The organism is Pseudoalteromonas nanhaiensis (assembly GCF_051235485.1).
GTDB lineage: Bacteria > Pseudomonadota > Gammaproteobacteria > Enterobacterales > Alteromonadaceae > Pseudoalteromonas > Pseudoalteromonas lipolytica_C.
On record NZ_JBPNYQ010000011.1, the window covers coordinates 98,830 to 113,456 of the forward strand.

Annotated in this window: 15 protein-coding genes; 9 read left to right on the forward strand and 6 right to left on the reverse strand. The window is 40.5% G+C overall.

Annotation, left to right across the window (positions count from 1 at the left end; genetic code table 11):
• Positions 1-8 precede the first annotated feature (8 nt).
• The 3 genes from ACSFVZ_RS11505 to ACSFVZ_RS11515 are packed head-to-tail and all read left to right on the forward strand — an operon-like array spanning position 9 to position 2,598.
• On the forward strand, positions 9-560 hold the full coding sequence (locus ACSFVZ_RS11505) for a YajG family lipoprotein (protein ID WP_138557280.1): 552 nt from the start codon (positions 9-11) through the stop codon (positions 558-560).
• Between the two features lie 2 nt (positions 561-562).
• A complete protein-coding gene (locus ACSFVZ_RS11510; RefSeq protein ID WP_135923732.1) occupies positions 563-1,180 on the forward strand; it encodes a peptidylprolyl isomerase in 618 nt (205 codons plus the stop codon).
• A gap of 38 nt (positions 1,181-1,218) precedes the next feature.
• Positions 1,219-2,598, forward strand: coding sequence for an AmpG family muropeptide MFS transporter (locus ACSFVZ_RS11515; RefSeq protein WP_135923731.1), 1,380 nt, complete (start codon positions 1,219-1,221; stop codon positions 2,596-2,598).
• A gap of 117 nt (positions 2,599-2,715) precedes the next feature.
• On the opposite strand, the gene ACSFVZ_RS11520 is transcribed toward ACSFVZ_RS11515, so the two are convergent.
• The 3 genes from ACSFVZ_RS11520 to erpA form a co-directional block, all read right to left on the reverse strand.
• Entirely contained in the window at positions 2,716-2,955 is a 240-nt protein-coding gene (locus ACSFVZ_RS11520) for a helix-turn-helix domain-containing protein (RefSeq protein WP_054562310.1), read from the reverse strand.
• Positions 2,956-3,455: 500 nt separating this feature from the next.
• The gene (locus tag ACSFVZ_RS11525; protein WP_281546607.1) at positions 3,456-3,605 is read right to left on the reverse strand and encodes a hypothetical protein; all 150 of its coding nucleotides are present in this window, start codon (positions 3,603-3,605) and stop codon (positions 3,456-3,458) included.
• A gap of 352 nt (positions 3,606-3,957) precedes the next feature.
• A complete protein-coding gene (erpA, locus tag ACSFVZ_RS11530) occupies positions 3,958-4,296 on the reverse strand; it encodes an iron-sulfur cluster insertion protein ErpA (protein WP_135923730.1) in 339 nt (112 codons plus the stop codon).
• A 234-nt stretch (positions 4,297-4,530) separates the two neighbouring features.
• Here erpA and ACSFVZ_RS11535 point away from each other — a divergent pair, with 234 nt between their 5' ends.
• The 5 genes from ACSFVZ_RS11535 to hemL all read left to right on the forward strand — a co-directional run bounded on the left by ACSFVZ_RS11535 (position 4,531) and on the right by hemL (position 10,571).
• On the forward strand, positions 4,531-5,871 hold the full coding sequence (locus ACSFVZ_RS11535; RefSeq protein WP_435558899.1) for a transporter substrate-binding domain-containing protein: 1,341 nt from the start codon (positions 4,531-4,533) through the stop codon (positions 5,869-5,871).
• A gap of 88 nt (positions 5,872-5,959) precedes the next feature.
• Positions 5,960-7,642: a chloride channel protein gene (locus ACSFVZ_RS11540; RefSeq protein WP_235383911.1), complete on the forward strand. Its 1,683-nt coding sequence runs from the start codon at positions 5,960-5,962 to the stop codon at positions 7,640-7,642.
• A gap of 20 nt (positions 7,643-7,662) precedes the next feature.
• Positions 7,663-8,097, forward strand: coding sequence for a CopD family protein (locus ACSFVZ_RS11545; RefSeq protein ID WP_435558900.1), 435 nt, complete (start codon positions 7,663-7,665; stop codon positions 8,095-8,097).
• A 104-nt stretch (positions 8,098-8,201) separates the two neighbouring features.
• Positions 8,202-9,218, forward strand: coding sequence for an aspartate carbamoyltransferase (locus ACSFVZ_RS11550; protein WP_138557276.1), 1,017 nt, complete (start codon positions 8,202-8,204; stop codon positions 9,216-9,218).
• Positions 9,219-9,290: 72 nt separating this feature from the next.
• A complete protein-coding gene (hemL, locus tag ACSFVZ_RS11555; RefSeq protein ID WP_063706269.1) occupies positions 9,291-10,571 on the forward strand; it encodes a glutamate-1-semialdehyde 2,1-aminomutase in 1,281 nt (426 codons plus the stop codon).
• Between the two features lie 88 nt (positions 10,572-10,659).
• On the opposite strand, the gene mrcB is transcribed toward hemL, so the two are convergent.
• Positions 10,660-12,876: a penicillin-binding protein 1B gene (mrcB, locus tag ACSFVZ_RS11560; RefSeq protein WP_435558910.1), complete on the reverse strand. Its 2,217-nt coding sequence runs from the start codon at positions 12,874-12,876 to the stop codon at positions 10,660-10,662.
• On the opposite strand from mrcB, the gene ACSFVZ_RS11565 reads away from it, so the two are divergent.
• Positions 12,824-13,114 carry a hypothetical protein gene (locus ACSFVZ_RS11565; protein ID WP_435558913.1) on the forward strand — a complete coding sequence of 97 codons (291 nt, stop codon included), beginning with the start codon at positions 12,824-12,826 and terminating at the stop codon, positions 13,112-13,114. The two genes, mrcB and ACSFVZ_RS11565, sit on opposite strands and share 53 nt — an antisense overlap.
• On the opposite strand, the gene ACSFVZ_RS11570 is transcribed toward ACSFVZ_RS11565, so the two are convergent.
• Together ACSFVZ_RS11570 and ACSFVZ_RS11575 are read right to left on the reverse strand one after the other, a co-directional pair.
• Positions 13,071-13,232, reverse strand: a complete 162-nt coding sequence (locus ACSFVZ_RS11570) for a YqaE/Pmp3 family membrane protein (protein ID WP_135923723.1) — start codon at positions 13,230-13,232, stop codon at positions 13,071-13,073. The genes ACSFVZ_RS11565 and ACSFVZ_RS11570 overlap by 44 nt on opposite strands.
• Before the next feature lie 160 nt (positions 13,233-13,392).
• Positions 13,393-14,622: an ammonium transporter AmtB gene (locus ACSFVZ_RS11575; protein WP_135923722.1), complete on the reverse strand. Its 1,230-nt coding sequence runs from the start codon at positions 14,620-14,622 to the stop codon at positions 13,393-13,395.
• Positions 14,623-14,627 lie beyond the last annotated feature (5 nt).

Below are 14,627 nucleotides of genomic sequence, written 5' to 3' on the forward strand. Positions count from 1 at the left end.
CAATCTAAATGAGAAAGTTACTTTCTTTATGTGCATTATTAGCGCTTGCTGGGTGTAGTAATCAGCCTAATCAACTAATTTTAAACCCTGTTTATCAAAGTGGTAAAATCACCCATATAGATAGCAACGTAAGTACCAGTGTTATTGATTTAAGAGGTGATAATGTCACTCTAAAAATCATTGAATCCGGTAAAGTGAAGACTTTAGCCAGCCCAGGAATAGCAGATTCGCTCAAGAGTACCCTCGATAGCGCATTGAGTAGAAATGGAGCCAATATTTCTAACCTTGCTACAACTCGCTTTGAAGTTGACATTCATAAACTACAAGCCGTAGTAACTGAAAAACTGATGACACACACAAGTGTTGCCAGTATTGAGTTAGGTGTCCGTGTGATTAGAAATAACAGCAACTTTAGTAAGGTGTATCGAGGTGGTGCTAATTTAGAAGGGCCTTTAAGTCATGACCGTGCGAAAATTGAAAGTCAGCTTAATAAGTTGACTGAACAATTAATTACCCGCATTGTATCTGACCCAGAATTAATCGCTTATTTAGAGGGGTAACTATGAAGCGCATTCTCTTACTCAGTTTTATTTTATTATTTGCTCACAGTTCATTTGCAGCAACTGAAGGTAAGTTTATTCAAAAAGACAATATGTTTCCACGTGTTGAAATTGTCACGACACTTGGCAGCATCGTGGTTGAAATGGACCGCTCTCGTGCGCCGATTACTGTGAATAACTTTTTAACCTACGTTGCTGATGGCAGTTACCAAGGCAGTGTTTTTCACCGTGTAGAACGCGACGACGATAACGAACGCGATTTTGTGATCCAAGGCGGGGGTTATGACAAAGACTACGATGGCTTGCACGAATACGACCCTATTTTTAACGAAAGTGGTAATGGCTTAAAAAATGATATGTACAGTATCGCTATGGCGTACCAAGACCGTAAGCCGCACTCAGGCACTCGCCAATTCTTTTTTAACATGGACGACAATGACCATTTAAACCCGGGCCGCGATTGGGGCTTTGCCGTATTTGGTATGGTTATGGATGGCTATGAAACTCTTGATAAAATTATGCGTACAGAAACCGCATACAACGAAAAAATTGGTTACAGCTTTGTACCAAAAACACCTATCGTTATTTTAAACGTTAAAGTGCTTGACGCTAATCAATAATAATTAGGGGCTTCTTAGCCCCATCAATTGGCAATACTATGACAAACCCTCTTTCAATTTCAGAGTACTTTTCGTATTTCAAAGACAAACGTTTAATCAACATTTTTATCTTTGGTATCAGCAGTGGCTTTCCATGGGTGTTGATTGGCTCTGTTTTGTCTGCATGGTTAAAAGATGAGGGCCTAAGCCGAAGTATGATCGGCTTATTTGGTATAGTTTTCGGTGCTTACAGTATTAACTTTTTATGGTCTCCATTAGTTGACCGCGTCAAGTTACCATTCTTATTCAATTGGCTTGGTCAGCGCCGCAGTTGGATTTTATTGTGTCAGTCAGTCATTTTTATTGGCACCTTTGCACTTGCAGGTTTAGATATTAAAGCTAACCTCTGGTTTGCAGCGGCAATTTGTTTAGTCATTGCTATTGCATCTGCGACCCAAGATATTGCTATTGATGCATTTCGTATTGATACCTTAGCCGAGAATGAAAGTCATAAAGCTACCGCTGCAGCAGCGATGGCAACATCAGGTTGGTGGAGTGGCTATGCTTTACTTGGTGCCTTGCCTTTTTATTTAGCTGACATTCCATCAATTGACTGGCCTGAAGTTTATTTTTTCTTATCTGTTGTCATGTTATTACTGATGAGCAGTGTTTTTTGGGCAAAAGAGCCTGATTCTAACCGCGAACTTGTGCAAGCTGAACTTGAACGCACTTACCAACAAAAGTTAGCTGGTGCCAAACAAAGCAAACTGACAAAAATAATCGCATGGCTTGCTGTAACTGTTATTGATCCATTCAAAACCTTCTTTGCGCGTAATGGTGTTAAAACAGCACTCGCATTATTAGCCTTTATCTTCTTATTTAAAATTGGTGAAGCCTTTTTAGGACGAATGTCTATTGTGTTCTATAAAGAAGTAGGCTTTACGAATAGTGACATTGCCACCTTCTCGAAAGTGGGCACTGCAGTGCTTACCATCGCTTTCACATTCTTAGGGAGTCTATTTAATCAACGCTATGGCATTGTAAAGGGCTTGTTTATTAGTGGTATTGCGATGGCTGCTTCAAACTTAGCTTTTGCTTGGATTGCTATTGCGGGCCCTAAATTGAGTCTGTATGCATTTGCCATTATCGTTGATGGCTTTACCCAAGCATGGTCTCTCGTTGCTATGGTGGCATTTATATCTATGCTCTGCGACAGAGCATTTAGTGCAACGCACTACGCGCTTCTTGCCTCATTAGGTAATTTAGGTAGAACTTTGCTTTCAAGTTACAGCGGCGTTGTAATTGATGATTGGTTAGATGGTAACTGGGCCATGTTTTTTGTGCTAACAGCACTTATGGTTATTCCATCATTGGTATTTTTGTTCTTAATTCGCCATAAACTTTATGCGTTAGAAAACAACTACCACAAAAACAATTAACAAAATAAAAACGTATGTAAATAAAGTGTAGGGATTACAATAGCGGGGCTTAAATAGTGCATCCATGCACTATTCATACTATATGCTAGAAGTTAAAAACTTCTGGGTAGTCAACAATTATGCGTCTTTTAATAAGTTAAGACCTTCGTATGGGTCAACTTCTAGCGCATCACAATAACGCATAAACTCAATAACATCTAAACGACGCTCTTGGTTTTCAATTTTACCAATAAAAGAGTGAGGCGTACCTAACACTTGTGCAAGACTGCGCATTGTGTGACCTTTCTCATGGCGCTTCGTCTTAAGCCATTTCGTTAATTTTGAGTTTTCTTCAGAAGAAACTGTTTTACCCATCATAAAATACATCTCCTACTAGATGATTTAAATTAAAAATTTAGAGTGAAATTTTGCCCGTCTCACTCCTGAACACATTATATACTAATAACTTATGCTTTGGATGAATAATTATACAAATGTCCTTCTTTTAGGAATGGACCGCATAGTTAAACAAACTTAATTGTAGCTAAAATTAAAGCATGTGCTCTATTGCCAGTTGTTAACTGTACCAAAAAATTAATCAATTGAAACCTTATCACACTTAAATTATCGCTTTATAAACTGTAAATTTATGCTTAAAGTGTATGTAAATACTGAAAAAGGTTAAGAAATGTTTCGTATATTATTTTTGTTGCCAATTGTACTCTGTGTAGCGTGGTACCTGTTTCTTAGACACAATCGTGTACCAATTAAGCAGGGGAAAAAAGGATTTGTATATATATTAATCGCCTCTGTATTTGTTTTGGGCTTCTTTTTACTGATGATTAAAGTGACTCAACACTAGAGTCACTTATTATTAATCAAGGCGCAACGAAGTTACCTAAACGAGCTAACGATTTCGTTTTCTTAGCACTAATAAGCAAGGAGAACTGTGTCGTATGGTCTCGAATACCAATCTGCCAATTACTGCAATAACCTATTGCAGCAACGACGTTTACTGACTGAACCACAACACAATCCCCTTATATAGATGCATGCCTAGAACCTCAAAATGAACCTATTCCTTTTATAAGTTCTTACTCAACAACCAAGCTTTCAAACTCAGCCCTTAACTTTGGCAATGCGATCTGAACAGGTTGATTGATGTGTATTTTCAGCTAGCTGCTGATTACTTGGTATTACCCGAAAGCAACTAAATTACCGTTACGATAAAACTGCTAACAACTAAGGTTTCTATTCTTTTGTTATTCTTAAACTCAGAAGCTAAAACTTACTTCTGCTGATGCGTGAGTGCATTAATGAAGGGATTAAGAGAGTATGAACAATAAAAAAGCCACATCAAGTGGCTTTTTCAAAAAATTTTTAAACGCTAAAGCTAGCTCCGCAACCACAAGTTGTTGTTGCGTTAGGGTTGTTAACGAAGAAACGTGCGCCCTCTAACCCTTCAGTATAATCTACCGTACCATCGACTAAGTATTGAATACTCATCGGGTCGACCACTAAGGTAACACCGTTTTTTTCAATCTCTAAATCGCCAGGGTTGGCTTTTTCATCAAAAGTAAAACCGTACTGAAACCCAGAACAACCACCACCTGTTACATAAACACGTAGCTTTAAATCCGGATTCTCTTCTTCTTCGATTAACTGTTTAACACGAACAGCTGCTGCATCGCTGAACTTAATTGGCAACTCATCAGACATACCGAGACCCTCAAAACCTATAATGTGGCGATTATCTAATACCCGAGTGTTTTAATCAAGTATCTCAAGGGAGCAATATCCGTACTTAATAACAGCACGGCTAGGCTATACACTTTAAACTCATCATCTTAGATAATAGGATTGCCCGCGTTTTAGCTAAAAAGACCAATAAAAATACAAAAAGGTTATAATTTAGGCGTATAATTACTGAACGATAAATGATGATATTGTTTTATGCGAACCTATTTGTTGCCACTCATCCTATTAATGCTGGGTATGTCGGGTAGTGTCACTGCTGCTGATAATGAAACATGGAAAATTACATCTTTAGAAGTTCCTCCCTATGCCAGCAGTAAAATGGCAAATGGCGGTAATGCGATTGCTTCATTGAGAAACACACTTGCAAAACAAGGAATTGAGCTTAATGTTGAATACTTACCATGGCAAGATGCAATCGAAAAGGCCGAACAACCGGGGTATCTAGGTTACTACCCTGCTTGGCTCTCGGAAATAAAACCAGGCTTTATCGCTTCGCCTACTATTTTTAACTCACAACTTGCTGTGTTAACAAATCAACAGAATGAACAAGCATTTGATAATTTAGAAAAGCTCTTTAGTGATAATAAAGTGGCTGTAGTCGACTCTTATGTCTATCCTGGATATATTGAGAACATAATTCAAGCTTATAATGATAGCATCATTCGAGTCGCCACCGATGAGCAGTTATTCATCTTATTAACGACTAATCAGGTTAAGTTTGTCATTTCTGCTCCTGAGATTTTAGGTTATTTTGCTATTAAAAAGGGGTTACCTGAACCGAAAATAGTCAGACAATTTACAGATTTCCCACTCGTTATTGGTATTAAAATCACACCAGAGAATCAAAGCAAACTAGCTCAACTAAAGAGCTTATTTGATGACAATTCACAATCGACAACACACTATATAAAACCCAAAAAGTTATTATTTACCTATATAGATATCCCTCATATAGCGCCATTCAAACAGTTTATGGAAACTGTTTATGATGAATTAAATATCAAAACTCAACTTCAAGCCGTGCCCTCACGCAGAGGCGTGCTATTACTTAATGCTGGGATAGTCGATGGGGATATAGTTCGTTCAAAAAGCAACCTAAGTAAGTTCGATGATATTATCGTCGTTGAACCAAGCTTAGGTACCGTAAATATTGTCTTAATATGTCGTAAATCTGAAACATGTAACCGTACTAACTTAGACGATAAAAACATTAGTATTATGAGCTCGATGGGAGACCTTGAATTGCTCAAGGAGTTTAATATTCAAGCGCGTGTAATTCTAAATGAAGATTTAAACCATATATTAAGAATGCTAAAGAAAGGCCGAGTTGACAATGTGTTCTACCCTGCACTTGAAATTGATATTCATAACTTGCGAAAAGAATTTGAAGTTGTTGTACTAAGACAAATGACAGTCAATACTGTTGTACATAAAAAACATGCTGGGCTCGTCCCCGAACTATCTCATGCAATTAAAGCACATTTACCTTCTCTAACGGATCAGCTGAATAGTAACCGTGCCGATAACCTTCATTGAGTAAATTACTTATTAATTTCAAAATCACAAGGACTTAGTGAATTTGATTTGCTAAACTGCGGCTCAAAAGTGCTGTGAGGAAATATGCATGTGGCTTGAAAGACTAAGACGTCGTTTAGCAAAGCCTAAAACATCTGTGCAGTTGTGCTTACTTGGTGTAAGTGCAGGGTTAATTGCGGCAGTTTTAATCATTCTTTTTCGCCTCACTATCATGTTTTTCCAGAGTTTATTTCTTGAGAAACCTGATGACTTCTCAACACTACCCACTCTTGAACGAGTTCTTCTTCCGGTCAGTGCCGCCTTATTAATTGCTCTATTCGCAGCTCTAACTGGCTTTAAGCATTATCGCCTTGGCATTCCATTTGTAATACACCGCATTAAAAAACACTATGGTCATATGCCGCTTTACAACACGGTGAACCAATTTGTCGGTGGAGCATTAGCCCTGATAAGTGGTTTTTCGGTAGGTCGAGAAGGCCCTTCGGTACATATGGGTGCAACGGGCGCCAGTTTACTGGCCGATAAATTACACCTTCCACACAATGCAATGCGTACCCTAACAGGGTGTGGTGTTGCAGCCGGTATCGCCGCATCATTTAACACCCCGCTTGCAGCCGTTATTTTCGTAATGGAGGTGGTGCTTAGAGAATATAAAGTGCATATTTTCGTGCCCATCATGCTCGCTGCGGTAACTGGCGCATTAGCGACTCAATTTGTTTTTGGTGACGCTTCTGAGCTTGCACTTATTACTATGAATCCATTGAGTGGTTGGCATTACCCATTTTTAATCATCTTTGGTATGGCACTTGGTGCTGTTGCTTATGCATTTAACCAAAACTTGATGCTTATAATCCGCACCTTTAAACCGCTAAGCATGTTCCCTCGCCTATTACTGGCAGGTTTAATCGCAGGCTTAATTGCTTATATGGTTCCCCATGCAATGGGCTCAGGTATGAGTGCAATCACTATTGCCATTGAGTCACCAGATGATGTGCAGTTTTTAACTACCATCTTGATTGCCAAATTACTCGCCACCTTATTTGCTATTGGCTTGGGTATTCCTGGCGGGATCATCGGTCCTGTAATTGGGCTTGGGGTATTAATGGGCACATTAATGGCTTTTTTTGCTCAGTTTATTAGCCCGGGAGTTGATATTACTGGTACCTACAGCATGCTTGGCATGGCAGGATTATTGGCAGCTACATTGCACGCACCACTTGCTGCACTCACTACGGTTATGGAGTTAACCTCAAGTCCTGAGATTATTGTGCCAGCCATGCTGGTGATCTCAACGGCTTATGTCACTGCACTGCAGTTTTTTGGTAACCGCTCTATTTTTATGCAGCAACTTGATTTCCAAGGGCTTGAGTATCAAATATCGCCAGCCACCGAAGCGTTACAAAAAGTCGGAGTAATGGCTGAAATGGATGAACAATTCAAGTTACTTTACAGTGATGACAAACAGCAAATCAAAGAATCGCTTGATGCCCTTGATAGCCAAACGCCGCTTATTGTGCATGATGAAGAAAACGGCTATCGTCTTGCTGAATATGATTTAAGTCTAATGTCTGATCAAAATAGTAATATCAAATACGTCAACCTTACAGGGCTAAGTAGCCAAGCAACGTTGGCCGATGCCTTTGATTTACTGAAAGATAAACGCAGCGGTGCGGTGTATATATACAACCTACTTGATAACCAACAAATTATGGGTCTTTTGCGTTGGGATCAAATCAGGCATATCCTTACCATACGCAACAGTTTGTTATAACAATTAAAATGGATACTTAAATGACTGCGCTATTAGTTTATAAAACGTTTCATGTGTTCTTTATGATCGCTTGGTTTGCCGGTATTTTTTACCTGCCTCGGCTATTCGTTTACCACGCAATGAGTGAAGAAAAAGCCTGTAACTCAATGCTAAGAGTAATGGAGCGACGTTTACTTTATTTCGTTACGCCCTTTGCCGTATTAACACTCGTGTTTGGCGTATTAACGATTTTTGAATATGGTCGTGATTGGTTTAGATACAGCATGTGGCTGCACTACAAACTGGTATTAGTGATTATTCTTTATATCTATCATGGCTACTGCTTTAAATTACTGGCTGATTTTAAGCATGATCGCAATAAACGTAGCGATCGCTTTTACCGTATTTTTAATGAAGTTCCGGTACTCATCCTTTTAGCTATAGTGGCACTGGCAATTATTAAACCTAACTTATAATTTGCTGCTGTGTACGCTAAAAATTTGCTATAGTACTGCGCAAATTTATGCGGCCTCCCATACCGAGTGCCAGCGCCCTATAAATGTGATTAGGAACAAACCCCATGCTAAGTTTCCAAGGTGAAAATATCCTGTCGGTCAATCAGCTTGATCGAGATTGTATTGAACGTATTTTTGCAGTTGCTAAGAAAATGGAGCCTTATGCTAAAAAGCAAAAGCGCACCAATGTTTTAGAGGGCGCAATTTTAGCGAACTTGTTCTTTGAACCAAGCACGCGTACTCGCGTAAGCTTTGGTACCGCATTTAACTTACTAGGTGGCTTAGTCCGCGAAACAACAGGCATGCAAAGCTCTGCGCTAGCAAAAGGTGAATCGTTATATGACACCGCTCGTGTTATCTCTGCGTATGCAGATGCAGTCGCAATGCGCCACCCTGATGCAGGCTCCGTTGCTGAGTTTGCCACTGGGTGTGATGTACCAGTAATCAATGGCGGTGACGGCCCGAATGAGCACCCAACTCAAGCCCTACTTGACTTACTAACGATTGAACGTGAACTTGGCCGTTTCAACCAAAGTATCGACGGTATGCACATTGCCCTAGTGGGTGATTTAAAATACGGCCGTACTGTGCACTCTTTATCTAAGTTACTGTGTCATTATAAAGACGTAAAATTCTCTATGGTGGCACCTGATGGCTTACAAATGCCAGACTACATTTTAGATGCTGTTGATAACGCCGGTCATAAAATTCAACTAGTAGATAAAATGGAAGGCAACTTAGCGGCTGATATTGTATATCAAACCCGCATTCAAGAAGAGCGCTTCCCTTCACAAGAAGAAGCGAACAAATACCGTGGTGGTTTTCGTATCAGCCAAGCAATTTACAATGCACACTGTAAACCAAACTCAGTACTGATGCACCCACTGCCTCGTGATAGCCGTTTAGAAGCAAACGAGCTTGATAACGATTTAAATAGCAACGACAACCTAGCAATTTTCCGCCAAGTTCAAAATGGCGTGTTAATCCGCATGGCGTTGTTTGCTCTAACCTTAGATGTTGCCGACAAAGTTGAGCAATATGAAGTCGACGTGCCTTGGTTTAGCCGTAAACGTAATAGTTAACTCGCTTCGTTTTGGGCTCTTTGAGCCCTTACAAACCAACTCATTTAACGTGACAACCCAATAGGACTATTCATGACAATTAGCCAAGATCTTTTTAATCGCGCGCAAGAATCAATCCCAGGCGGTGTAAACTCACCAGTTCGTGCCTTCAATGGCGTTGGCGGTACTCCTTTATTCATCACTAAAGCAGAAGGTCCTTTTACCTTTGATGCTGATGGTAACCGTTATATCGATTACGTTGGTTCATGGGGACCAATGATCATGGGTCATAACCACCCTGCTATTAAACAAGCGGTATTAGAAGCCGTTGAAAATGGCTTAAGCTATGGTGCACCAACCGAAACTGAAATCTTAATGGCCGAGAAAGTAAAAGAGCTGGTACCATCAATCGAAAAAGTACGTATGGTAAGCTCAGGTACTGAAGCAACCATGAGTGCGATTCGCTTAGCACGTGGTTTCACTGGTCGTGACAAAATCTTAAAGTTTGAAGGCTGTTACCACGGTCATGCAGACTCACTACTAGTAAAAGCAGGCTCAGGCGCGCTGACTATGGGTGTACCAAACTCACCAGGTATTCCTGAAGACTTCGCTAAGCACACATTAACGGTGTCGTTTAACAACCTTGATGAAGTAAAAGCCATTTTCGCAAAATACGCTGACGAAATCGCTTGTATCATCGTTGAGCCAGTTGCTGGCAACATGAACTGTATTCCACCTGTACCAGGCTTCTTAGAAGGTTTACGTGAGGTGTGTGATGAATACAAATCTGTGCTTATTTTTGATGAAGTAATGACAGGTTTCCGTGTTGCTTTAGGTGGCGCACAAGCTTACTACAATATCAAACCAGACCTTACTTGCTTAGGTAAAGTAATAGGTGGCGGTATGCCAGTGGGTGCATTTGGCGGTAAGAAAGAAATCATGGATTTCATCGCACCTGTCGGCCCTGTTTATCAAGCGGGTACATTATCAGGTAACCCAATTGCCATGGCAGCAGGCTTAAAATCGCTTGAGTTATTATGCGCTGAAGGTCTACACGATGAACTAGAAGCTAAAAGTAAAGCAATTTGTGAAGGCTTTGAAGCCGCTGCGAAAAAAGCAGGCATTGCACTTACAACAAACTACGCAGGTGGAATGTACGGCTTCTTCTTTACTGATAAAGAAAAAGTAACTAGCTATCAACAAGCGACTGAGTGTGATTTAGAGCGTTTTAAAAAGTTCTTCCACTTAATGCTTGAAGAAGGCGTTTACCTAGCTCCTTCAGCGTTTGAAGCTGGCTTTGTGTGTGCTGAACACTCAGAAAAAGAAATCAACGATACTATTGCAGCCGCAGAGCGCGCATTCGCGAAGCTTTAATAAACTTTAAGCAAGTTAAAAAAAAGCCCCAGCATTTTTCAATGCTGGGGCTTTTTTTTCTTTGCCAATTCGTTTATTTAAGGTGTTATTAATCTCTAACGCAAGTCGGCCTTGGCTCAAACTCGCTGGCACGAATGGGGAGCTGTACAACCTTGCCGCATCCAGGAGGCGCTTGCAGGCCGGTTTCTTCGTTAATAAAGGCCCAACGAATAGAAGCTGGGCGTGTATCTGCTATAGCTTCAGGATTGAGTGGTTTAAGGTAGCGAATATAGGCTTCTAGTGCACCAACACTGCCTGTTAAACCAGTGCTCTTGTTATCGTCGCGACCAATCCATGCAACAGTAACTGTGTTTTGGTCAAAACCTGCAAACCAACTATCGCGCAAGTCATTACTGGTGCCTGTTTTACCAGCAAGCTGAATTGATGGAAAGTGGGCATTTAAACGCTTTGCTGTACCGTCTTTGGTCACTCGTTTCATTGCGTATTTGGTCATGTAAATTGATGCATCGTCAAAGCGTTTTTGTGAGGTTACATCATGTTTATAAAGCACTTTACCTACTGAGTCTGTCAGTGCTGAAATAGACGTTAACTCGCGGTACTGACCATCTGCAGCAAGCGTTGTATAAAGCTGCGCGACTTCAAAGCTAGAAAGCTCAAGTGCACCTAAAAGTAATGATGGATATTGATCAATACGCCCTTCTACACCTAAACGCTTCAAGGTATCAGCCACTTTATCTACACCAACATCAAGACCCGTGTTAACCGCAGGAATATTTATACTGTTACTAAATGCTTTGTATAGTGGCATTGGTCCGCGGAACTGCTTATCGAAGTTCTCTGGTTGCCATACTTTGCCCTGTTCGTTAGTTACTTGCAGCGGTGAGTCATCTACTAAAGTGGCAACATTAAACTGACCACTTTCAAATGCCGTTAAATAAACTGCTGGCTTAACTAATGAGCCAATATTACGTTTGGTATCTAGTACACGGTTAAAGCCAAAATAACGTACGTCACGGCCTGCAACTAGCGCCGACACTCCACCTTTTTCAACATTAACAGAGATCATCGCTGCCTCAAGCTCTTCTGTTTTAGGGCGTCTTTCAAGATACGGCAAGCTTGCTTCAATCGACTCTTCCATAGCCGTTTGCTTTTGTAAGTCAAAATAGGTAAAGACACGTACTCCGGCATCTAACACTTGCTGATCTGGTAGTAGGCGCTTTAATTCTCGGTTAACTAATTCTAAGTAACCCGGATACGACTTTTGCAGGCTGTCTTTCATTGGTGCAATATCAATAGGACGCTTTAATGCCGCGCGATATTCACGTGTATCAATAAGCTTGTTTTCAACCATTAATCGCAGCACTAAATCACGGCGCTCCATTGCGCGCTCACTATAACGGCGCGGATTGTAATACGATGGCCCTTTTACCATAGCAACTAACAACGCAATTTGGTCGTATTCAAGTTCATCCACAGGTTTTGAGAAATAAAACTCAGCGGCTAGGCCCATACCATGAACACCTTGATTGTAAGACTGACCTAAATACACTTCATTGAGGTAGGCCTCTAAAATTTCATCTTTGCTGTAGCGGTAATCTAGAATTAAGGCAATTAGCGCCTCATTAAATTTACGTACCAAAGAGCGCTCACGAGTTAAGTAGATATTTTTTGCTAACTGCTGAGTTAAAGTACTGCCGCCCTGTACGGTACGCCCTGCTTTGATATTGCTATACAAAGCACGCATAATTGACCACACCGATACGCCGTGATGGTCATAGAAATTACGGTCTTCAACCACCAGCAAGGTGTCTTTTAGCATTGGCGGAAATTTATCAAGCGGTACAAACTCACGATCTTGCTTTGAGTCATTGCCGATACGTGCAATTTGTACTGGCTCTAACCGTGCGCTATTCAAACGGCGACCAAATTTATCTTTAATGGTTGCTAACTTTTGTCCCGAAAAACGCAGCTCAATAACGTGTGCATCTTCAAGGCCGTCATAAAATTCAAATTCACGGCGATACACTTTAATGCTGTTAGCAGATTTAACATACTGACCTGTACGGCTGAGTTTATTTACTGAAGAGTAATTTAAGCGGTTTAACTCCCAAATAACTTCTTGCTGGGATAAATATTGTCCAGGATAAAAACTCATTGCACGCGCATAGACTTGGGCTGGTAATTGCCACTTATTCCCCTCAAATTGGCGGGTAATTTTGGCATCAAGGTAAATAAGGTACAGTGTCATAGCAATGACAACTGCTAAAGAAAGCTTCCAAAATATTGACCAAAGCTTTCTTAGTATCCTCGCTTTAGTAGCATTTTTAGGTGAATTTTTACGCTTAGAAGAAGAGCGTGAAGATGCCGCTTTAGTTTTTGATGACGACTTTTTTGCAGGTGTTTTTTTATCAGCCATTGAGTTCGCTATTGATCAGTTAATTTTACAGGACAAGCTAGGCAATATTAACACCTGTAAAATTAACAGTCACTTAAACTCGGTTAGCGTGTGCACAACCATAGCGAGTGAATTACGGCAGGAATAAAAAAGATAAAACATAAAATAATGTTAATGATTAAATCTTTACCTGCTCCCGCTTTTAAAAATACCGCAACAGGCGGTAAAAATAGCGAGATAATAATAAGCAACAGTTTGTTATCCATAATTTTTCCTTGTTAGATTGGAACCTAAAGCATAGCTAATAATTGACTAAATCGCCTATCAGAAAAGACTTATTTAATTGCAAAAAAGCCCTACCTAAGTAGAGCTTTGATTTGAACACACAATGATTTGTTTTTGTGCGTGTAAAAACACGCACAAAGATTAGTTACTGCGAACTGATACAAACTCAGGGTACGCATCAATACCACAGTCATGTTGATCCATACCGTTTAGTTCTTCTTCTTCGGTAACGCGGATACCCATAGTATTTTTTAGAATTGCCCATACGATTGATGACGCGATGAACACAAATCCTAAGATACATACTAAGCCAATCAACTGATTAACGAAGGTTGCATCTGAGTTTGAAAGTGGTACTAACATAATACCTAAAGCACCACATACACCGTGTACAGAGATAGCACCTACAGGGTCATCGATTTTAGCTTTATCAAGTGCAACGATGCTAAATACAACCAAAGAACCACCAAGAAGACCCAGTAAACAAGCAAGTAACGGTGTTGGTGATGCAGGCTCAGCTGTAATAGTTACCAGACCAGCTAATGCACCATTAAGCACCATAGTTAGATCAGCTTTGCCCCAAAGTACTTTACACACCATAAGTGCAGCAATTGCACCACACGCAGCGGCAGCGTTAGTATTAACGAAGATTTTACCTACTGCTGTTGCATTTTCAGCGTCAGATATAAGCAGCTGTGAACCACCGTTGAAGCCAAACCAACCCATCCAAAGAATTAATGTACCTAGTGTTGCTAACGGTAGGTTAGAACCAGGAATTGGGTAGATTTCACCGTTTTTGCCATATTTACCTTTACGAGCACCTAGGAAAAGCACACCTGCAAGAGCGGCTGCTGCACCTGCGCCATGAACAATTGCAGAACCAGCAAAGTCAACAAAGCCCATTTCAGATAAGAAGCCTGCGCCCCAAGTCCAGTAACCTTCGATTGGGTAAATGAAACCAGTTAAAACAACAGTGAAAATTAAGAATGCCCATAACTTCATACGCTCAGCAACCGCACCAGATACGATTGACATAGCCGTTGCTACGAACACAACTTGGAAGAAGAAATCAGACTCTAAAGAGTGATCTGCATCAGCAGCTTGAGTGCCAATTAATGCACCAAATGAAGGGATAAAACCACCTTCTGCGTTATCAACATACATGATGTTGTAACCCACTAATAAAAACATAGTGCAGGCAATAGAGAATAGTGCTACGTTTTTGGTTAGTATTTCTGTTGTATTTTTTGCACGCACTAAACCTGCTTCTAGCATAGCGAAACCAGCCGCCATCCACATTACTAAAACACCCGACATCAAAAAGTAAAATGTGTCGAGCGAGAACTTCAACTCTACAATCGTGTTTTCCATAATTC